The organism is Providencia sp. PROV201, from assembly GCF_028479545.1.
GTDB lineage: Bacteria > Pseudomonadota > Gammaproteobacteria > Enterobacterales > Enterobacteriaceae > Providencia > Providencia huaxiensis.
The window spans coordinates 48047-69645 of record NZ_JAMPNW010000002.1 but is presented as its reverse complement, the minus strand read 5'-3'; the positions used below and the strand labels follow the sequence as shown (position 1 = coordinate 69645).

General features: G+C 40.0%; 20 protein-coding genes and 1 pseudogene. 7 read left to right on the top strand and 14 right to left on the bottom strand.

The window, feature by feature from the left end; translation table 11 throughout:
• Positions 1-147 precede the first annotated feature (147 nt).
• The 4 genes from PR809_RS02285 to znuA form a co-directional block, all read right to left on the bottom strand.
• Positions 148-1005, bottom strand: a complete 858-nt coding sequence (locus tag PR809_RS02285; protein ID WP_102140274.1) for a LysR family transcriptional regulator — start codon at positions 1003-1005, stop codon at positions 148-150.
• Between the two features lie 1250 nt (positions 1006-2255).
• On the bottom strand, positions 2256-3230 hold the full coding sequence (gene lpxM, locus PR809_RS02280; RefSeq protein WP_102140273.1) for a lauroyl-Kdo(2)-lipid IV(A) myristoyltransferase: 975 nt from the start codon (positions 3228-3230) through the stop codon (positions 2256-2258).
• 118 nt (positions 3231-3348) lie between these two features.
• Positions 3349-4689: a murein DD-endopeptidase MepM gene (mepM, locus tag PR809_RS02275; protein WP_102140272.1), complete on the bottom strand. Its 1341-nt coding sequence runs from the start codon at positions 4687-4689 to the stop codon at positions 3349-3351.
• 20 nt (positions 4690-4709) lie between these two features.
• A complete protein-coding gene (gene znuA / locus PR809_RS02270) occupies positions 4710-5669 on the bottom strand; it encodes a zinc ABC transporter substrate-binding protein ZnuA (RefSeq protein ID WP_102140271.1) in 960 nt (319 codons plus the stop codon).
• A 76-nt stretch (positions 5670-5745) separates the two neighbouring features.
• Here znuA and znuC point away from each other — a divergent pair, with 76 nt between their 5' ends.
• Together znuC and znuB are read left to right on the top strand one after the other, a co-directional pair.
• Positions 5746-6513 (top strand): zinc ABC transporter ATP-binding protein ZnuC, encoded by a 768-nt coding sequence (gene znuC, locus PR809_RS02265; protein WP_004910688.1) that lies wholly within the window; start codon positions 5746-5748, stop codon positions 6511-6513.
• A complete protein-coding gene (znuB, locus tag PR809_RS02260) occupies positions 6506-7291 on the top strand; it encodes a zinc ABC transporter permease subunit ZnuB (protein ID WP_102140270.1) in 786 nt (261 codons plus the stop codon). The genes znuC and znuB overlap by 8 nt, the downstream gene beginning before the upstream one ends.
• Before the next feature lie 101 nt (positions 7292-7392).
• Here znuB and ruvB read toward each other — a convergent pair whose 3' ends face one another.
• The 6 genes from ruvB to aspS form a co-directional block, all read right to left on the bottom strand.
• The gene (ruvB, locus tag PR809_RS02255) at positions 7393-8403 is read right to left on the bottom strand and encodes a Holliday junction branch migration DNA helicase RuvB (protein WP_206276478.1); all 1011 of its coding nucleotides are present in this window, start codon (positions 8401-8403) and stop codon (positions 7393-7395) included.
• Positions 8404-8419: 16 nt separating this feature from the next.
• The gene (gene ruvA / locus PR809_RS02250) at positions 8420-9037 is read right to left on the bottom strand and encodes a Holliday junction branch migration protein RuvA (protein WP_102140268.1); all 618 of its coding nucleotides are present in this window, start codon (positions 9035-9037) and stop codon (positions 8420-8422) included.
• Positions 9038-9199: 162 nt separating this feature from the next.
• On the bottom strand, positions 9200-9721 hold the full coding sequence (ruvC, locus tag PR809_RS02245; RefSeq protein ID WP_004910683.1) for a crossover junction endodeoxyribonuclease RuvC: 522 nt from the start codon (positions 9719-9721) through the stop codon (positions 9200-9202).
• Between the two features lie 183 nt (positions 9722-9904).
• Positions 9905-10648, bottom strand: coding sequence for a YebC/PmpR family DNA-binding transcriptional regulator (locus tag PR809_RS02240; RefSeq protein ID WP_102140266.1), 744 nt, complete (start codon positions 10646-10648; stop codon positions 9905-9907).
• Positions 10649-10678: 30 nt separating this feature from the next.
• Positions 10679-11110 (bottom strand): dihydroneopterin triphosphate diphosphatase, encoded by a 432-nt coding sequence (gene nudB / locus PR809_RS02235; protein WP_125891079.1) that lies wholly within the window; start codon positions 11108-11110, stop codon positions 10679-10681.
• Between the two features lie 5 nt (positions 11111-11115).
• Positions 11116-12885: an aspartate--tRNA ligase gene (aspS, locus tag PR809_RS02230; RefSeq protein WP_102140264.1), complete on the bottom strand. Its 1770-nt coding sequence runs from the start codon at positions 12883-12885 to the stop codon at positions 11116-11118.
• Positions 12886-13395: 510 nt separating this feature from the next.
• Here aspS and PR809_RS02225 point away from each other — a divergent pair.
• The 5 genes from PR809_RS02225 to cmoB all read left to right on the top strand — a co-directional run bounded on the left by PR809_RS02225 (position 13396) and on the right by cmoB (position 16635).
• Complete coding sequence (locus PR809_RS02225) at positions 13396-13719, top strand: DUF4377 domain-containing protein (protein WP_166265074.1); 324 nt, start codon at positions 13396-13398, stop codon at positions 13717-13719.
• Positions 13720-13827: 108 nt separating this feature from the next.
• The gene (locus PR809_RS02220; RefSeq protein ID WP_206276479.1) at positions 13828-14232 is read left to right on the top strand and encodes an NUDIX hydrolase; all 405 of its coding nucleotides are present in this window, start codon (positions 13828-13830) and stop codon (positions 14230-14232) included.
• A gap of 149 nt (positions 14233-14381) precedes the next feature.
• Positions 14382-14780: an MAPEG family protein gene (locus PR809_RS02215; RefSeq protein WP_102140261.1), complete on the top strand. Its 399-nt coding sequence runs from the start codon at positions 14382-14384 to the stop codon at positions 14778-14780.
• A gap of 131 nt (positions 14781-14911) precedes the next feature.
• On the top strand, positions 14912-15661 hold the full coding sequence (gene cmoA / locus PR809_RS02210) for a carboxy-S-adenosyl-L-methionine synthase CmoA (protein WP_102140260.1): 750 nt from the start codon (positions 14912-14914) through the stop codon (positions 15659-15661).
• 2 nt (positions 15662-15663) lie between these two features.
• Positions 15664-16635: a tRNA 5-methoxyuridine(34)/uridine 5-oxyacetic acid(34) synthase CmoB gene (gene cmoB / locus PR809_RS02205; RefSeq protein ID WP_166265080.1), complete on the top strand. Its 972-nt coding sequence runs from the start codon at positions 15664-15666 to the stop codon at positions 16633-16635.
• A 61-nt stretch (positions 16636-16696) separates the two neighbouring features.
• Here cmoB and PR809_RS02200 read toward each other — a convergent pair whose 3' ends face one another.
• The 4 genes and pseudogenes from PR809_RS02200 to cutC form a co-directional block, all read right to left on the bottom strand.
• Entirely contained in the window at positions 16697-17473 is a 777-nt protein-coding gene (locus tag PR809_RS02200) for a dimethyl sulfoxide reductase anchor subunit family protein (protein WP_195698644.1), read from the bottom strand.
• Between the two features lies 1 nt (position 17474).
• On the bottom strand, positions 17475-18092 hold the full coding sequence (locus tag PR809_RS02195) for a DMSO/selenate family reductase complex B subunit (protein ID WP_102140257.1): 618 nt from the start codon (positions 18090-18092) through the stop codon (positions 17475-17477).
• Positions 18093-18102: 10 nt separating this feature from the next.
• Positions 18103-20526, bottom strand: a pseudogene (locus PR809_RS02190) (DMSO/selenate family reductase complex A subunit).
• 291 nt (positions 20527-20817) lie between these two features.
• Positions 20818-21579: a copper homeostasis protein CutC gene (cutC, locus tag PR809_RS02185; RefSeq protein ID WP_206276480.1), complete on the bottom strand. Its 762-nt coding sequence runs from the start codon at positions 21577-21579 to the stop codon at positions 20818-20820.
• Positions 21580-21599: the final 20 nt, after the last annotated feature.

Below are 21599 nucleotides of genomic sequence, written 5' to 3'. Positions count from 1 at the left end.
ATATGAATAAATAAATTACTCATATTGGGTGTACGAAAGAAATATACCATTTACCTTTAGTTAAGTTAACTAATGGATACATTGAATTTTTTAAAATGACATCTAAAATATTTATGTTTTATTTTAATTATTCATTAATTGACTCATTCATTTAATTTTTTCATTATCAATAAGGTAGTATCTTAAAATTTCATTATCCATTGAATTTTTATTCATATACATGTAGAAATTATAGAATGATTTTTTATTTGCTGTTTTCAGCTCTTTTAATGAATTATTATTCAATTCCTTCTGGACTAAATTCTTTGGTAACCATAAATACCCAATCGAATTCTCTGTTAATTGAATTGCTAAATCCACATTAGGAACATGAATAGTTTGGATACTTTTCATACCATCTATCTCTGTAGACTCCAAAGCAATCAATGTTGTTTTTTCCATTGATTTCAATATATTATCAGCCTGGCAATGTTGAAGTTTATGATTTGGATTGGTTACAAACACCGCCTCAACTTGCTCAAGGAATATAGGGTTTAACGACTCAACGTAATGGTGAGTAATTAATAAATCATAATTTTTAACCCCAAAAATATCTGTTTTTTTTAATAATAAACGTTTTAAATCAATATCATAATCCTTTCTAGACCGACTTAAATCCCCAATTTTTTTCAGTATTTCATCACTTTGATATAGTGAATCAATAACAATATTAATTTTATTATTTCCTTCGTAATTTAATGATTTAGCAACCTTTTCTAATGAAATTGCTTTATTTGTTACCTCTCTCGATAGCGCTAATAGCTGCTCTCCTTGTCTAGTTAATACTGCACGACGTTTTTCTAAAGAAAATATTTCAATTTCCAATGTTTGCTCTAATTTACTAATGGTGTAACTAATTGATGATTGTGTCCTATGCAAAATTTCAGCTGCTTGAGCAAAACCACCGCAGTCAACCACTGCCTGTAGAGTTATCCATTGATCTAACGTTGTTCGAGTTTTTTCCATAGAGTCTCCAAGTATTAATCTGGGAGTTATTTTTATTATATAATTAAAATATAGCAATATATTTTATAGTCGTTAATAAGTGATTATACATAACGCTTAGTATTTACTCATATGTTTAAAATTATTTAAGTTCTTTTTTTTGTATGTAAGGAATAATTTTTAACATGAAGATCCGTTTTATATATAAAATATAATTTCACACTGACTACATCATGAATAGAAATAACCTATAAATAATTTCAATTTTAAATTAAAAAAATAACAAAGTAAGAATGTAAACAAAAAAAACACCCATAGCATTTTTAATACCAAATAAGAATAAATTATTTTATTAAATAAAAAACTAACAATCTTATAAAAATTAAACAAAAAATAATTTTAGAATAAAAAAAACAGTACTCAATTATAATCATGGTGAAGTACACAAATAATAACTATAATTGGTTAGTCATTTAATGATGGTTTTATAATATTATCTACTGGATAGTTGGCTTTGCATTAGATAAATAAAGAGGAATATCACAATACAAACATTGAAATAAAGTCACCTCGTATTTATACTAAGATTTAATTTTATGATTGATGCAACACAGGCTAATTACAGCTAATAATAATATGATTAGAATAATAATTACTTAAAACGATACGGTATGATATTTATCAGTTCTAGCTTATCTGATCTTCGGCAAGTAATAATCTTAACCCTCGTTCATTCTACAATTAATGCTTTGAATGGCTACTAACATTTTTTCTAAAAAAAATATCTAATTGTTCTCATTTCCTTACCCATGTATAAAATTGACTTCTGAGCTTAGGATTAAATGTTACCGTCCAAAACTTTTTAGCATACCTTAGATTAACTCTTATCAATCGAACGAATACATAAGCTTTTTTGCTCTTTTATCGTGTTCATTAAGCATATCTTCCTTATATTGCACTTAACTATCTGTCATGTAAGCTATAAATATACAATGCAATATTTATAATAAGCATATAAATCAATAAGTTAAATTAAGCCTTGCTCTTCTTCTTTTTATCAAGACTTTACAAAAATTAGATACAGCTCAAAAAATGAATGAAACATCCATAAATCATTAATGTACTATCCTAAATTTTCGTTATTAATAATCGTGTACAGTTTTTTAAAATTACCAATCATCAAACGTATATTTCTATAAATACTCACTTTTAAATAAAAAAAACCATTACTAAAAAGTAATGGCTTAAAATTTATTCTGTATATCTGTACACTAACGATAGAGGTCTTTTCGCTGATAAGGTTCTATTTCACCCTCTTTTCGCGTTTTCAATAGCTTTAATATCCATGTGTACTGTTCTAAATTCGGAGCAACCAGGTACTCCAGCTCCTCATTCATTCTTCGTGCTATATACTTATCATCCTTTCCATCAATATCATCCATCGGTTCACGAATATAAATATGCAATTGATGCGTTTTATGGTCATAAACAGGAAACAGTGGCACAACTTTCGCTTTACATACCTTCATTAGCCGACCGATTGCAGGTAATGTTGCCTTATATGTGCCAAAAAAATCGACAAATTCACTATGCTCTTCACCATGATCTTGGTCAGGTAAATAAAAGCCCCAATAACCTTGCCTAACAGAAGCAATAAAAGGCTTAATACCCGCCTCTCTTGAGTGTAAGCGCCCCCCAAAATGGTATCTTGCTTTATTCCATAAATAATCTGCAACGGGGTTCTTTTGGTGATGAAACATGGCAGCCATTTGCTGGCCTTTGGCTGCTAATAACATCGCAGGGACATCAACGCCCCACCCATGAGGTACCATAAAAATAACATTACTTTGCTGCTGCTTTAAACGCTCTATAATTTCTTGATTATGCCAATGCGTTCTAGCTAGCGTTTTACTCGCACCACGCAGACATAGCTCAGCCAACATGACAAAAGATTGTGGTGCGGTTTCAAACATGCGATCAACTAACTCTTCTCGTTGATGTTCTGTCAATTCAGGAAAACAGTAAAGTAAGTTAATTTTAGCGCGACGGCGACCACTCTTTGCTAGTCGTCCAACCCATTTTCCTATTTTAGCCAGTAAAGGATCACGTATTTTAACCGGAATGAAAGCCAATCCGGCTAAAACACCGGCCCCTAGCCACACTCCCCAATATTTAGGTAAAAGGTAAGAGCGGTGAAACGTTGGCACATAGCCTTTTTTACTATCAGTGTCTTGATCTTTATTCATGCTGTACTCAAGTGAATAATAGCTATCTTTCTATAGCTTATAATAATAGTTTACGGGAGCATTACAAAGAAAACTGGCAGATACAAGTACCTGCCAGCGATAAAAATAGAAACTTAAGTTATTGTAGTTTAAGTTGTGGTTTAGTTTCTTTAACTAGCGCTAAGTATTCCTTACGCTCTTTCCCTGTCAAGCCACCAGAACTAGGTAATTTCGCAGTGAGTGGGTTTACCGCTTGTTGATTAACCCACATTTCAAAATGTAGATGAGGCCCAGTCGAACGCCCAGTATTGCCCGATAGCGCAATTCGATCACCGCGCTTAACTTTTTGACCTGGCTTAACTAATAGCTGGCGTAAGTGCATGTAACGCGTGGTATATTGACGCCCATGACGGATCGCAATAAAGTTACCTGCAGCACCGCTGTATTTTGAAACAATGACTTCACCATCACCAACAGCAAGCACTGGTGTGCCAACTGGCATTGCGAAGTCCACACCTTTATGCGGTGCTACACGCCCAGTAACTGGGTTAACTCGTCGAGGGTTGAATTGTGAAGAAACTCTAAATTGTTTAGCAGTTGGAAAACGTAAGAAACCGCGTTCTAAGCCATTCCCTTCGCTATCATAATATCGCCCATCTTCAGCACGAAAAGCGTAATAGCTTTTTCCATTTGTTTGTAGACGAACACCAATGAGTTGGCTCTGTTCACTACGGCCATTCAGCATTTCTCTACTCATTAACACACTGAATTTATCGCCTTTCTTCAATTTTTTGAAGTCAACTTGCCATTGCAAGGCTTTGATCACCTCACGGCCTTCATTGCGTGTTAAGCCAGCTTTATTTGTACTTTGTGCAAATGAACCGTCAACCGTGCCTTTTAATACACTGTTAGTCCACTCACCTTCACGAATTTGTTTGGCTTCTTCAAATTTGTTTGTCGTTCCAACGCGGGTAAATACACGGGTCTCACGGCGAGAAACTTCCCATGTCAATGATTCTAATTCGCCTTGATCAGTTAACGACCAATTTAAAGATTGGCCTATTTTCAGGTTTCTCAGCGATTTATGTTGATTGGATAGTGTTGCAACATCACCCGCTTCAATACCGAATTGAGTTAAAATAGTCGTTAAATTATCACCACTTGCAACAACATATTCATGAACGAGAGGTGCTGCTGCCCCACCAGTTTCTGCAGCTTCAGCGTCAGTATCAGCGAGGCCTTCATCAGGTAGCTGTTCACTACTATCTTGAATTATATCGTCGGTAGCATCACTTGCAGGTAATAATGAGAGCGGAATGATGGTATCTGGTGTTCCGTCATTTTCAGTCGTTGTTGGTATATGAACTGGCCGCCAAATTGCGACGGCCATAGTCGCTACAGTGAGCGCACTTAATACAATTTTGTGTGTTCTAGACAGGCTACCGTATACCTGAACCAGACTCTTGGCCATTTGCTGCACTTAAACAATTCCTTCTATTTTTAATCCAGGCAGCTGGCGTATTGCTCTGATAGTTGAGTCAAAAACTTCATGTAGCTATCCGGCTCTATAGCCAGCCCAATTCCTAGTGGGTCGAGAGTTCCCATTTTCACCCCCGTATTACGTGCTACGCTTTCAATCACAGCAGGCCTGAATTGTGGCTCAGCAAAAACACATTGCGCTTTATGCTCAACCAATTGTGTTCGTATTTGATGTAATTTTTGCGCGCCTGGCTGTATTTCTGGGTTTATCGTAAAATGCCCTAAAGGAGCGAGTTGATAGTGTTTTTCAAAGTAGCCATAAGCGTCGTGAAAAACGAAATAACCCTTGTTTCTAGCTGGCTGCAAAATATTAGCAATATTCTGATCATTTTGCGTCATATTTTCTTTGAATTTACGAAGGTTTACGTCTAGCTTATCTTTTTGTTCAGGATAAAGCTCTACTAAACGTTCATAAATGTCTTGCGCAGCAAAATTTGCGATCTCTGGTGATAACCAGATGTGCATATTATACTCACCATGATGATGATGTTCGTGATCCTTGTCATGATTAGCCTCATCTCCATGTTCATGGTCATGTTCATCTTCATGGGACTCTGCCATAAGTAGCGGCTTAATATTTTTCTGTTCAGCTAATGCTAGGCGTTTATTCTGTGGTAATGTATTGATTGGCTTCTGTAAAAACATTTCCATATCAGGCCCAACCCATACAAATAAATCAGCCTGTTTAATTTTTTTCAAATCAGAAGGTTTAAGTGCATAATCATGAGGCGAAGCGCCATCTGGTAATAAAACTTGTGTCTCAGTGACACCATCAGCAATACCAGCTGCAATAAAGGCCAGTGGACGAATTGAAGTCACAACATCAGCATTCGCGGTTGATACCATTGTTGCACTTAATACCGAGCTTGCCACTGCCCCAAAAAGAAATTTACAGGCAATGTTTTTCGATTTATGTATCATAGCAGTCTTTTTCCGTGATTTTAACTTTGAAATGTTATAATATAACACAACATGAATTCTGCAAGATGTTTTTCACATGCAACCACTACTAACTTTAAATAAGATTTCTGTTTCATTTGGCGAAAAACAGGTTCTCAACGATGTTACCTTTGAACTGAATAAAGGTGATATCGTGACCCTTTTAGGCCCGAATGGCGCTGGAAAATCAACAATTGTACGTGTTGTACTCGGGTTACTTGCCCCTACATCAGGTACCATTACGCGTCCTTCTTCTCTCGCTATTGGTTATGTTCCACAAAAACTTCACTTAGATACGACGCTTCCTCTTACGGTTAAACGGTTTATGTTATTAAAGCTTGGTGTTCGTAAAGAGCATTTGTTACCCGCCCTCGAGAGGGTCAAGGCAACGCATTTACTCGAACAACCAATGCAAAAGTTATCAGGCGGTGAGACTCAGCGTGTTTTACTGGCTCGCGCCCTACTCAATAAACCTGACTTGCTAGTGCTTGACGAGCCCGCTCAAGGCGTTGATATCACAGGTCAAGTTGCTCTATATGACTTAATTAATCAGTTAAGAACTGAGCTTAACTGCGCCGTATTAATGGTCTCCCATGACTTACATCTCGTAATGGCAAAAACAGATAAAGTACTTTGCATTAACGGCCATATTTGCTGTTCTGGCGCGCCAGACGTTGTTTCAAACCACCCTGAGTTTGTGGCAATGTTTGGTTATCGCGGTGCTCAACAACTCGGTGTATACCGCCATCAACATAATCATCAACACGATTTAGAAGGCAATATTATTGTTGGCCACCAACACAGCAAGGACTGCAAACATGATTGAGTTACTATTACCCGGCTGGATAGCAGGTATGCTACTTGCCATTGCGGCAGGTCCTCTAGGCTCTTTTGTTGTGTGGCGCCGTATGTCCTATTTTGGCGATACACTAGCCCATGCTTCATTGCTAGGCGTCGCATTTGGGCTTCTATTAAATATCAACCCATTCTATGCTGTTATTGCTGTCACTTTGTTATTGGCCTTAATTTTAGTTTGGCTAGAAAAGCGGCCACAACTTGCTGTTGATACTCTACTGGGTATTATGGCGCACAGTTCACTCTCTTTAGGTCTAGTTGTTGTTAGCTTAATGGCTAATGTCCGTGTTGACCTAATGGCTTATTTATTTGGTGACTTACTCTCAGTCAGCTATGAGGATATTATAACGATTTTTATTGGCGTTATTGTCGTTTGCGGGTTGCTTTTTTATCGTTGGCGGGCACTTTTGTCCATAACGGTTAGCCCTGAACTTGCTTTTGTTGATGGCATTAATATTCAAAGACTGCGTTTATTACTAATGCTAGTTACCGCACTAACAATTGGTATTGCAATGAAATTTGTCGGGGCGTTAATTATTACGTCTTTATTAATTATACCCGCGGCAACGGCTCGGCGTTTTGCTCGAACGCCTGAGCAAATGGCTTCTATCGCTGTCTTAATTGGTATGATTGCTGTGACTGGTGGGCTAACACTTTCTGCTTTCTACGATACCCCTGCAGGGCCGTCTGTGGTGTTGGTATCCGCTATTCTGTTCGTATTTAGTTTAGTAATAAAAGCGAAAAATTAATTTAAGCTATGAGCTACATAATTTCAGTTGTTACATACAATTTTTGATGTAAATGGCCCCAACATTGCTTTCAATGTTGGGGCCATTTTTATTTAATATAATTAAATTTCTTTAGGGGTTAAACCAAAGTGGTTATATGCATGAACCGTCGCCATTCGGCCTCTAGGGGTGCGCTGAATAAAGCCTTGCTGGATAAGATAAGGTTCTAAAACATCTTCTATGGTTTCACGCTCTTCCCCAATGGCTGCTGCAAGGTTATCAACACCAACTGGGCCGCCCATAAATTTATCAATAATAGCCACCAGAAGCTTTCTATCTAAATAATCAAAGCCTGCAGCATCAACATTTAACATGTCTAATGCTTGGTTAGCTATTAGCCCATCAATTGAACCATCGCCTTTTACTTGAGCAAAGTCCCGCACGCGACGCAACAAACGGTTGGTAATACGTGGAGTTCCCCTCGAGCGCATAGCAACTTGTAGAGCCCCTTCTTCGGTGATGTCTAGCCCCATGTATCGGGCGCTACGTTTGACAATATGTTGTAGATCATTAACTTGATAAAATTCTAGGCGTTGCACAATACCGAACCTATCACGTAATGGTGATGTGAGTGACCCAGCCCGAGTCGTTGCACCAATTAATGTGAAAGGAGGGAGATCAATTTTAATAGAACGCGCAGCAGGCCCTTCTCCTATCATGATATCTAGCTGGTAATCTTCCATTGCGGGATAAAGTATTTCCTCAACAACTGGAGATAATCGATGGATTTCATCAATGAATAGGACATCATGAGGTTCTAAATTAGTTAACATGGCCGCTAAATCGCCTGCTTTTTCTAATACGGGCCCTGAAGTTGTACGCAGATTAACGCCTAGTTCATTTGCAACAATCCCAGCCAGAGTTGTTTTACCTAACCCTGGAGGACCAAAGATTAGCAAATGGTCAAGCGCATCGCCCCGCATTTTTGCCGCCTGAATAAATATTTCCATTTGGTCTTTAACCTGGGGCTGACCAATGTATTCATTCAATAGCTTTGGCCTGATCGCACGGTCAATAGCTTCTTCATCTGACTGTAATACTTCAGCCGTTATTAGGCGATCAGCTTCAATCATATTCAACGTCTCTCAATCAAAGTGCGGCACGAAGGGCATCACGGATCAATGTTTCAGAGTCGCTATCCGGTTTTGCGACTTTACTCACCATACGGCTTGCTTCTTGTGGTTTGTACCCTAAAGCAATCAATGCAGCAGCTGCTTCTGCCTCAATATCAGCCATGCTTGGTACTTTGCTATTCACACTTGGTAGGTTAATGTCACTATTTTGATTAAATAAATCGCCATTTAGGCCTTTGAAGCGGTCTTTCATTTCGACCACTAAACGTTCTGCCGTTTTCTTACCAATACCAGGTAATTTGACCAGTGATGCGATAGCTTCTTGTTCAATCGCAGAAACAAATTGTTGAGCAGACATCCCTGATAAAATTGCTAGAGCTAATTTTGGACCAACCCCATTAACCTTGATCAGTTCTTTAAATAGCGCCCTTTCTTGCTTGTCGTTAAAGCCATATAATAATTGGGCATCTTCACGAACAACAAAATGAGTAAAAACAATCGCTTCTTGACCAATTTCGGGTAATTCATAGAAACAAGTCATCGGCATATGGACTTCATAACCGACACCTTGTAGCTCTAATAATACGATTGGAGGTTGCTTTTCTAAAACAATACCACGTAAACGACCTATCACATTGAAGCCCTCTATTGCTATCTAAACCCTGAACATACTATCTAAACCCTGAACAGGTTGGTTTATTATCATTAATACCGTTGTTTATACCACAAAAAATGCTGGATGCATATCCAGCTACGCGCTATTTATTAATAAGTAATTCTGTTTAAGATAAACTCGCTATCTTAAACGGCCGCGAGTTAAAACTAACCGTGGGTCGCCAACTTTTAAAAGGTTTTGATTGAAATGGCAATGTGTAATCGCAATTGCCAAAGCATCTGCCGCATCAGATTGTGGGCTCGCCGACAACTTCAGAATAGATTTAACCATATGTTGTACTTGGCTTTTTTCTGCAGCTCCTGTGCCTACAACCGTCTGTTTCACTTGGCGAGCCGCATATTCGAATACGGGTATATTCATGTTTGCAGCAGCAACAATTGCAACCCCTCGGGCTTGACCAAGTTTTAATGCTGAATCCGCATTCTTCGCCATAAAAACTTGTTCAATGGATAATACATCAGGTTGATATTGGGTGATAATTTCCGAGACACCCGCATAAATTCGTTGCAGACGACTTGGTAAATCATCAACTTGGGTACGAATACATCCACTGCCTAAATACAGCAATTGCCGGCCTTGCTGGCGAATAACACCGTATCCCGTAACACGAGAACCGGGGTCAATACCTAAAATAATCGCCATATACGTTTATTTATTCCTCGTTATATTAATTAAACTGTTTTAGTTAGCTCGTCGATTCAAAGAAAGTATAGCGGATAAAGGAAAGGAAAGAATAGAAGGCGTTAGAGAAAGCAGGCTGCGCCAGCCGGCTTTCTCTACGCGGATTATGCTAAATGACTAAATGGCCACTTAGTGCCTCACGACTTACAGTGTGGCAGCGACTTCGTCAGAAATATCACCATTGTGGTAAACTTCCTGTACGTCGTCTGAATCTTCTAACATATCAATAAGACGTAATAATTTAGGAGCCGTTTCTGCATCTAACTCCGCTTTAGTCGATGGGATCATCGATACTTCTGCGGCTTCACTGGTGAAACCTGCAGCATCTAGTGCATCTTTCACTTCACCAAACGTTTCTGGCGTTGTGTAAACATCGATTGCACCATCATCATAAGTTTCAACATCATCAGCGCCTGCTTCTAATGCCGCATCCATTATGGCATCTTCATCAACGCCAGGTGCATAAGTGATCACGCCGCGTTTAGTAAATAAGTAAGAAACGGAACCGTCTGTACCCAAGTTACCACCCGTTTTAGTAAATGCATGACGCACTTCAGAAACAGTACGGTTACGGTTATCACTTAAGCATTCAACCATAACAGCCGTTCCACCTGGGCCATAACCTTCATAAATGATGGTTTCCATATTATCATTATCATCATTACCAACACCACGTGCGATAGCACGGTTTAAAGTGTCACGAGTCATGTTGTTAGATAATGCTTTATCTATAGCCGCACGTAAACGCGGGTTAGTTGCGGGATCACCACCACCTAAACGAGCTGCAGTCACTAATTCACGGATAATTTTAGTGAAAATTTTACCGCGTTTAGCATCTTGTGCCGCTTTACGGTGTTTGGTGTTGGCCCATTTACTATGACCTGCCATGAAATATCTCCAAAAAACGTCAATAAATAATTAAACAGCAAATTCTAAAATAGCCTGACTGTTGCTCCAGGATTTCGTTAAGCTCGCTGCTTCATCGGGGGCTAGCCAACGAAATTCACTGTGTTCCGTCAGTAATGGCATTTTTTCTTCACTTTGCACCATTTTAAACCAATGTTCTTTACAATGCGTAACATCGGGTGCATAACGATGCCTGAAATGCGGGAAAATTTCAAAGATGATACTGTGCGACAAATCTTGTAGCTGGTTTTGTTCAACCTCAAAACCTGTCTCTTCTTTAATTTCACGACACGCCGTTTCGTACGGCTTTTCATCAGGCTCCAAACTTCCAGTCACTGATTGCCAGAAGTTTGGGTCGTCTTTACGTCGTAACATAAGCACCCGCCCACTACTTTGAGCCACAATAATGACTAATACTGATTCCGGGCGCTTATATTTTTTCATTGAACTTACTCTTCGTCTTTCGCAACCACCGCGATAGCGAGTTCCGTTAATGAATCAGGATTCGCATGGCTCGGTGCATTCGTCATTAGGCACGCAGCTGCTGTTGTTTTCGGGAAAGCAATAACATCACGAATATTATCAGTGCCTGTTAACAACATGACTAAACGGTCAAGACCAAATGCTAAACCTGCGTGTGGCGGTGTACCATATTTCAATGCATCCAATAAGAAGCCAAATTTTTCACGTTGGTCTTCTTCATTAATACCTAAAATGCTAAATACTGTTTGTTGCATTTCATTGCGGTGAATACGTACTGAACCACCACCAACTTCGTAACCATTGATGACCATATCATACGCATTAGCAACGGCTTCTTCAGGTTTACTCGCCAGTTCTTCAGGTGAGAAATCTTTAGGTGAAGTAAATGGATGGTGCATCGCAGTTAACCCGCCTTCACCATTATCTTCAAACATTGGGAAATCAATCACCCACAGTGGTTGCCAGCTATTTAAATCGGTTAATTCAAAGTCACGACCGACTTTCAAACGTAACGCACCCATTGAATCGGTCACCACATTTTTTGCGCCCGCGCCGAATAACAAGATATCGCCATCAACAGCACCAGTACGGTCTAATAACTGGTTAATCACATCTTCACTCAAGAATTTTGCAACTGGGCTTTGAATGCCTTCAAGGCCTTTAGCTCGCTCGTTGACTTTCATCCAAGCCAAGCCTTTCGCACCATAAATACCAACAAATTGACCATATTCGTCGATTTGTTTACGCGTCATAGCTGCGCCACCAGGAACTTTCAGAGCTGCAACACGGCCTTTCGGGTCGTTTGCTGGGCCTGAGAACACCGCAAATTCAACATCTTTTACGATATCCGCCACATCCACCAGCTCCATTGGGTTACGTAAGTCTGGTTTATCTGAACCATAACGACGCATAGCTTCCGCAAAAGTCATGATTGGGAAGTTGCCTAAATCAACCCCTTTTACCTCTAACCATAAATTACGGATCATACGTTCCATAATTTCACGCACTTGCTCTGCGGTCATGAAAGAGGTTTCAACATCGATTTGGGTAAATTCAGGCTGGCGGTCTGCACGTAAATCTTCATCGCGGAAGCATTTTACGATTTGATAATAACGGTCAAAGCCTGACATCATCAGCAACTGTTTAAACAGTTGCGGTGATTGAGGTAATGCGTAGAATTTACCTTTATGAACACGACTTGGCACTAAATAGTCACGAGCACCTTCTGGTGTTGCTTTGGTTAGCATTGGCGTTTCAACGTCCAAAAACCCTTCGTTATCCATAAAGTTACGAACAAAGCTGGTAATTTTGGCACGCGTGCGCAGACGCTCAGACATCTCTGGACGGCGCAAATCTAAATAGCGATATTTTAAACGACGCTCTTCTGTATTCGTTTGGTTGCTATCTAATGGTAGTGGCTCTGACTTATTGAAAACATTCAGTTCTTCAGCAAAAACTTCAATTTCGCCCGTTGCCATATCTTTATTTTTTTGGCTATCTGGACGTGCGCGTACTGTCCCTGTGATTTGGATACAGAACTCATTACGCAGTTCTGACGCTTTTTCAAATATGTCTTTACGATCGGGGTCGAAGAAAACTTGCACGATCCCTTCACGGTCACGCATATCGATAAAAATCAAACCACCTAAATCGCGACGGCGGTTTACCCATCCACTAAGAGTGACTTTTTGGCCTTCGTGAGCGATGTTTAACTGCCCACAATAATTAGTACGCATACAATATCCTTTTACTCAGCTGTTGTGCTTTTGCTTGCTGCGGGATTTTGGCATTTTGCTGAACCCTATTTATCTGCGAAACACGGGCTGAAAATTCAGAATGTCAAAAAGGCAGACATTATACAGGAAATTCTGTTAGACAAATAGTTACGTATTCTACATAACGCGTAAACCATTTTGTTTTTAATCATATTTTCATCAATTATTGTTTTTCTAATCAACAACAATAAAATTGAATAGCGAGATAGACGTCTATCACGATGATCCTATCGATTTTAAGTGACTATCCGCACCATGTACATATTGCAGCAAAGGTTTATTTCATCAGTTCGATACCTTTTTGAGTGAAAAATCACCACTTAATGTATTCCAATTCAATTATTGGTTAATAAATATCGCTTTAATCATTAATCTTTCTATTTCAGAATCGTTACCTTTTTCAGTTTGCTATAATCACAACAGACAGATATAACGCTGAATTAATCACCATCTGCAGTTTAAGGACTACCCATGAAAAAAATTATACTTGCCACTTCCATGTTCGTACTACTTGCTGGATGCCAGAACATGAAACCCGCAGAGACTGATAATACAAAAACTTTTTATATTGATTCTTCACTTGCTGATTGTATGGGCGTTGCCCCAATGAAATGTATGAAAGTGAAAGAAAACCCAAGTGATGACTGGCAACTTTTTTATAGCTCAATTCAAGGCTTCGAATATCAACCAGGCTTCTCTTATACTATACAAGTGAAGCAATTCGATGTACCAAACCCACCGGCTGATGCCCCAAGTATTCGTTATGAATTGGTAAAAATCGTTGAGAAAAAATAATTTTTAAACAATATAATTTAAGTCATTAAGTAATTTTATCAGTTTACTTAATGACTCACTTACAGCAATAATTCTCTTATCATCGTTAAATAACAGGGTGTCCCTATTATGAGTGTTAAAATCATTGATAAGCTTGGGTTGATCACCTTATCAGACCACAAAATTGCGATGGTGCGTTCCCATAATAAAAGTTTATTTTATATACCCGGTGGAAAACGTGAGCAAGGTGAGACTGACGAACAAGCACTCTGCCGTGAGATTGCCGAAGAATTAAAACTTGAGCTAGATACCGCTTCTATCCGGTTTTATGGTGAGTTCATTGGCCCTGCTGATGGAAAATCAGATGGAACGCAAGTCCGTATTCGTTGTTACTTTGCGGACTATACAGGGGAGCCACAACCCGCCGCTGAGATTGCTGAATTGGATTGGTTTAGCATTAACGATTTACCTCGCTGCTCAAGCACAGCGGTGACTATTTTAACTCGCTTAAAAAAAGAAGGTTTGATTAAATAGAGTGTAAGACTGACTCAAAAAAGTTGTGATTTCATTTGTCTAACGGCTTTTTAGGATTTACAATTCACAAAATATTGTCAATACCCATTACTATAACTTATATTTTTAGGTGTTTTCATAGTTTGATTCGTTTTATGGTGGAGTAAAAAATGGTCAGCTCTTTGTATGCTGTACTGGGTGCCTTACTGCTGCTTAGATTATCTTTAAATGTTGTGAAGTTGCGTAATCAATACCGTATAGCCTATGGTGATGGCGGTTTTTATGAGTTGCAAACCGCTATCCGCGTTCATGGTAATGCCATCGAATACATTCCCATCTCATTAATTTTACTGCTTTTAATGGAAATGAATGGCGCGCAAGTGTGGATGATTCATATTTGTGGTCTGATCTTAATAGCAGGCCGATTACTGCACTCTTACGGCTTGAAAAATCACGATTATTCATATCGCCGTTCAGGTATGGTAGCCACTTACCTTGCTATGGCACTAATGGTTATCGCCAATACTTATTACCTACCTTGGCTGCAAATCGTTTCATTTAATCTTTAGTTTTTATTCTCTGTAACGGCACGAGTTATTAATGTGCCGCTCATTATTTCATTGCTTATGGATTGATTTTCAGTAGACTGCCTTTCTGATACAATCCTCCACTACTTTTGTTTTTGCTTAATACAGAACTTATGTCAAATTCGGATCCAACCTCAAAAGACCGCCTTTTCTCTGCGCCTATCGCTAACCTTGGTGACTGGCAATTCGATGAAAAAGTTGCTGAAGTATTCCCTGATATGATCCAACGCTCCGTGCCAGGGTACTCTAATATTATTACGATGATTGGCATGCTAGCGGGTCGTTTTGTCAAACCCAACAGCCATGTTTACGATTTAGGCTGCTCTTTAGGTGCAGCAACCTTATCGATAAGGCGTAATATTACAGTAGAAAAAAGCAAAATTATTGCTGTTGATAACTCCCCTGCAATGGTTGAACGTTGCCGCCGCCATATTGATGCGTATCGTGCCGACACACCGGTTGACGTTATCGAAGGCGATATTCGCGATGTAAATATTGAAAATGCTTCCATGGTTGTGCTCAATTTCACCTTACAGTTTCTCAACCCGGAAGACCGCCAATTATTACTCAGTAAAATTTATCAAGGGCTACAACCCGGCGGTATTTTAGTGCTTTCTGAGAAATTCAATTTCGAAGACAACGAAATCGGTGAATTATTGTTCAATATGCATCACGACTTCAAACGGGCAAATGGCTATAGTGAATTAGAAATTAGCCAAAAACGCAGTATGTTAGAAAACGTGATGCTCACAGACTCTGTTGAAGCACATAAAGCGCGTTTAAAAAATGTCGGTTTTACTCACTGTGAAGTTTGGTTCCAGTGCTTTAATTTTGGTTCACTGTTAGCGGTTAAAGAGGCCTAGGCATGATTGATTTTGGTCGTTTTTACCAACAAATTGCGGTTGGCCCTCTAAGTCATTGGCTTGAAACGCTTCCGGCACAACTTTCAGAATGGAAAAAACAAGGGTTACACGGTGGATTTTCCTCATGGGAGAAAATGCTAGATAACCTACCCGTTATGGTTCCTACCCATTTGGATTTACGCAATAGCGTGACAGCAACGCGCGAACCCGAACTCACTGCGGGCGAAACGCGACGTCTGAATAATATTCTTGAACAATTAATGCCATGGCGTAAAGGCCCTTTTTCTCTCTATGGCGTGAATATTGATACTGAATGGCGCTCAGACTGGAAATGGGATCGCGTACTACCCCATATTTCATCACTCAAAGACCGCTATGTCTTAGATGTTGGTTGTGGCAGTGGCTACCATATGTGGCGTATGTTAGGGCAAGATGCCAAATTTGTTGTTGGTATCGACCCAACTGAACTATTTTTATGCCAATTTGAAGCCGTCAGAAAGCTACTAGGTGATGACCAACGTGCCCACTTATTGCCTTTAGGTATCGAACAACTGCCAGAATTGAAGGCATTTGATACCGTATTTTCAATGGGTGTACTTTACCACCGCCGTTCACCGCTCGACCATTTATGGCAACTTAAGAACCAATTAGTGAGTGAAGGCGAATTGGTATTAGAGAGCCTGGTTATTGAAGGGGATGAATTTCAGTGTTTGATCCCCGGTGACCGTTACGCCCAAATGCGTAATGTCTATTTTATTCCTTCCGCTAAAATGCTCAAAGTTTGGTTGGAAAAATGCGGCTTTGTTGATGTGCGAATTGTTGACCAAGAAGTAACCTCTTTGGAAGAGCAACGCCGCACACAGTGGATGAAAACAGATTCACTGGCTGAATTTTTAGACCCAAATGATAAAACTAAAACTATCGAAGGTTACCCCGCACCACTACGTGCAATTTTAGTTGCTCGTAAGCCATAAAGATAAAATGCCTATGGCAATCAAGTCATAGGCATTTATTATCATACTAGTAAACAAGCGATTACATTGTTATTTGCCATAAATTATAGAAGGCAATTCGGCCAGATAACTCGGCTAAAATAACCGCTAGCGCACATAGGCCTAATAGTGCGAATGAATTTCTTCCGCGATATAACAGAGCAGGATAAACAAACAGCATCACCGCTAAGACGACTAACTGGAAGCTCCAAAAACCCGCTTGTTCGGCACTAATCTCAGGCCCTGTTTCGCCTAAGAATGCCACATAAGCTGCACGAGTGGCAAAAATCATAATTGAGCCAATCAAAAATGCCATCGCCCCCAACCGCTGAGCCCCGAATAAAATCGCTAATGCGCCACCAGCAACTAGCAGTGTCATCCACATTTGTAATGTCGTGAAAACAGTAAACCAGTTCGCTACTGTGGCAATATTATAAACCTGAGGAATTGACCATACGAATGCCAAACCAAAAATAACCGTGGCAACGTTACACAGTTCACTCAGCACCTTATTTTTAATAAACAAGGTAAATAATAAAGTTGCAGCCCCAAAAGCGACAAAAATACCACTGAGTAAGGCTTCATTACTCATTGGTGAACGGCCGACGCCTAAAAGCATATTGAAGAAGCGCAGTGGCTGCCCAACGTGCAAACCACCAATCACTAGTGCAATGATCATAATGACGAATGCAGCTATATTGGCATGACGTAATTGGTTTTCACTCAACATACCCAGTCTTCGGCTTGCATACGCCAACAAATATAAACCTGCCGCTGACTGCCCCAATACAGTGAAAAAAACGAGTGGAAGTTCGTGCATATTATACCTCTGCTGGATTTTGTAATTTACCGCTCTTTTCACCACAAGGTTTGGCATCTTTATGCGGTTTAATCACAATATTAGGATTAGTAAGAGACGGATTTGGCATGGGGGCGACCCCACTAATATTGCCATGACGTTCACGTAGAATATTGATATCGTCAAAATCCAATGCACGTTGTGGACAGGAGTCAACACAAACCGGTTTCATCCCTTTTTCGACACGTTCATAGCATCCATCGCATTTACTCATCAATTTTTTCTTTTCGTCATACTGCGGTGCACCGTATGGACAACGTAACTCGCAGTAACGGCATCCAACACAAATGGTTTGGTCTACCACGACTAACCCATCTTGCTCACGTTTATGCATCGCCCCTGTTGGGCAACCTTCAACACATGTTGGGTTAGAACAATGATTACAGGAAATTGATAGATAGTAGTTATAAACATTCTGCTGCCATATCCCCTCTTGCTGCTGCCAACTACCACCACCAAACTCATACACCCGACGAAATTTAGGCCCTAAATCAAGGTCTTTCTCATCTTTACAACTCACCTGACACGTTTTACATCCTGTGCATTTTGTTGAGTCGAAATAAAAACCATACTGTTTCATTTGTCGCTCCTTATGCACGTTTCACGTCAACTAAGTTAGTATGTTGTGGATTCCCTTTAACGAGAGCTGAAGGCTGTTGTGTGGTTAGTGTATTGATACAACCACCGATATCGACCCCTTCCTCATTGACTTCCCGCCAAGTACCTTGCGGAACCGCAATCACCCCCGGTAATACGCGCTCAGTCACTTTCGCTTTAATATGCATACGTCCGCGGTCATTGAAAATTTCAGTCATATCACCATCTTGAATACCACGAGTTGATGCATCAATTGGGTTAATCCAATATTGATGAGGCACGGCTTCACGTAACACAGCAATATTAAAATACGATGAATGCGCATGGCCTTTATCGTGATAGCCCGTCATTTGCAGCGGATATTTTTGCTTAGTTTTTTTGTTTTCAACACCTTCCGTATTCACACAATATTCAGGCACAGCAGGAATTCGCTGGTCAGTAGGGTATTCCCACTCTTTCGCTATCTTAGCGAGCCTTTCTGAATAAATTTCAATTTTACCCGATGGGGTTGGTAATGGCGCAGTTTCAGGTGAGTCTCTGAATGGTTTTAATGCAATATAATCTGCACTGTTTGCCAATTTCCTATCAACAATTCCCATGTCATTCGTTTCTTCAAATGTTGGCAAATGGGGATTTTTTTCTCGCATTAGGTTATAGCAATGTTCTATCCACTGCTCATGAGTACGACCTTCGGTAAATTGGTCTTTAATACCCAGCTTTTCAGCAATATCCGTTAAAACATCATAAGATTGGCGACACTCCCATAATGGCGTAATCGCATTTTGTAGACGAATAGCATAATGGTAAGCACCGCTTGCATACGAATTATTAATTAAATCATTCGATTCAACACTGGTCACATCGGGTAGAATCAAATCCGCATATTTAGTCGATGGTGTCATATGCGTATCCCAAACTAAAATAAATTCACATAGGGATTCATCTGTTAGAATTTTATGGGTTTTGTTCAAATCAGAATGTTGATTACCCGTGACATTACTCGCATAGTGCCATAAAAATTTCACGTTGGTTTCAAGACGCTCTTTACCGAGCAATGTTGAATTTGTTGCGGTCATTTCGGTTCCGCGCGCAATCGCATCGGTCCACATAAAACACGGGATTTTGGTTTTAACTGGGTTTGGAATAGCAAAACCAGGCACAGAATACGCCACGTTACCTCCCCATCCTCCCGCATTCGTCCCAGGGCGTCCAATATGCCCCGTGACAATCGGTAACATCATCACTGCCCGGGCCGCTTGCTCTCCCGATGCGGTTCTTTGTAATCCCCAGCCTTGAGAAATCCACGCTGCTTTTGCATTACCCAGCTCACGAGCCAACTGAACAATACGGGTTGGCGAAACACCTGTAATTTGGCTAGCCCACTGAGGTGTTTTTTCAACACCATCATCACCGAGCCCTAAAATATAATCCTTATATGAGCCATTTTGTGGTGCAGACTCAGGAAGTGTCTGGCTATCCCAGCCCACACAATATTTCGCTAAAAAAGCCTCATCCGTTAATTGTTCTTTAATTAATGTATGGATAATCGCTGCCACAAGCGCACCGTCAGTGCCCGGATAGATTGGGATCCATTCAGCGCCTAGCGTTGTCACGCTATCAGTACGACGCGGGTCAATAATAATCACTTTGGCTTGGCTTTTTTCTAATGCTTTTAAGGTTTCATAGAACTGACCACCACCGGACATACGCGTTTCCGCAATATTATGGCCGAACATCACGACTAAATCGCTATTCGCTATTTCAGACAGTAATGAATCATCTAACTTGCCATAGACATACGGAATAACACCGTTTATTTGTGCAGTTGAGTAAGTTCCATGTTGATCAAGAAACCCACCTAGTTGGTTTAATAGACGCTTGCAGGCATTACGCCCTTGTAAATTAGCACCGGTAGACCCTGAGCCATACTGGTATTAAATCGCTTCATTACCATAAGTATCAATGGTTGAGCGCAGTTTTTGTGCCACAATCGTCGTCGCTTCGTCCCAGCTGATCCGTTTAAACTTTCCTTCCCCCCGTTTACCTGTACGCAATAATGGGTATTTCAAGCGGTCTGGGTTATAGGTTTTCCAACGAACAGAGCGCCCTCTCAAACAGGGGCGTATTTGATGTAAACCAAATTGGGTGTCGTCATACATGGTTTCATTCGATATGCGAGTAATAACGTCATCTTTTACATGCACTTTGAGTGGGCAGCGGCTACCACAATTGACTAAGCATGCACTGTATTTGATTTTTTCGCTGACTTCGTCGGGTTGGATTGTGATAGTGGGTGTTGCTTGAGCGGAAAAAGGTAGAGAGATGGAGCTGGCAATAGCTGTTGTCGTGGCGACAGAGGCAGAGGCTTGAATAAACTGTCTCCGACTCAGCGCTTTTTCCCTGATTTTATTGATCATTACATTGCTACCTCATTAATTATTATAAATTGAATTACTTAGTATTCTTATAGTAATTAGATAGTAGCCTTATAAAAATAAGGGTTAATTGACGTGTATCAACACAAGCAATAATTGAGCTATTAATGATAAATAAACAATATAATAAGTTTCTTTATTTGGTATTTTAATGGTAACTAACCATGGGTTAGCTGAAAAATAACAAGGAAAACCAACTAGTTGATTTTCCTTAGAGAATAACAATTTATTTAAAATTTCTATCGTCAAGCTGCCTATTGTGGCTAGCGGCAATTAAACGGAAACTTTTTCAGTAATAGAAATAAAGTCCTTCATCGCTTCTACCGTAGGGCCATCAACACAGTAATGGGTGAATTCATCCGTTTCGCTATTAGAGGCCATTGTTACCCCTACTTTACGGTAACTCATGGTTGATGGCACCGTTCTCCCTGCGGAACTGTGTACCTCAGATAAACCGATTTCCATAAATTTACTTAGGTTAGCTAAACGTACTCCCGCACCTGCCATAATCTGTGGGCCATTAATTTGCTGGCTTTTTTCATGGAGTTCTTTCAAAAGCGGTAAACCCAACTCCGCACTTTGTTGCTGCCCAGAAGTTAAAATACGCGCAACACCGAGTTCGTTTAATTGTTCTAAAGCTAATAATGGGTTAATACACATATCAAATGCGCGGTGGAAGGTAATATTCATCCCTTGTGCAATTTCCATCAACGTATGCATCCTGTTGATATCAATACGCCCTTCACTATCCAATATACCGATAACGGCACCTGAAAACCCCATATCCTTAATCATAATTAAATCTTCACGGATCACGTCAAATTCGCTGATGTTATAGCAAAAATCGCCACCACGAGGACGAATAATAGGATGAACTGGAATATGTAGTTTCTCTTTGGCTAATTTCAGGTAACCATAACTGGGGGTCAGGCCACCGTCTGCAGCACCAGAACATAGTTCGATACGATCTGCACCATATTCTTGAGCCACTTGGGCACATTCAATTCCGAAACAACAGATTTCCAGTTTTGCCATTACGACCTCCGAAATAGAGC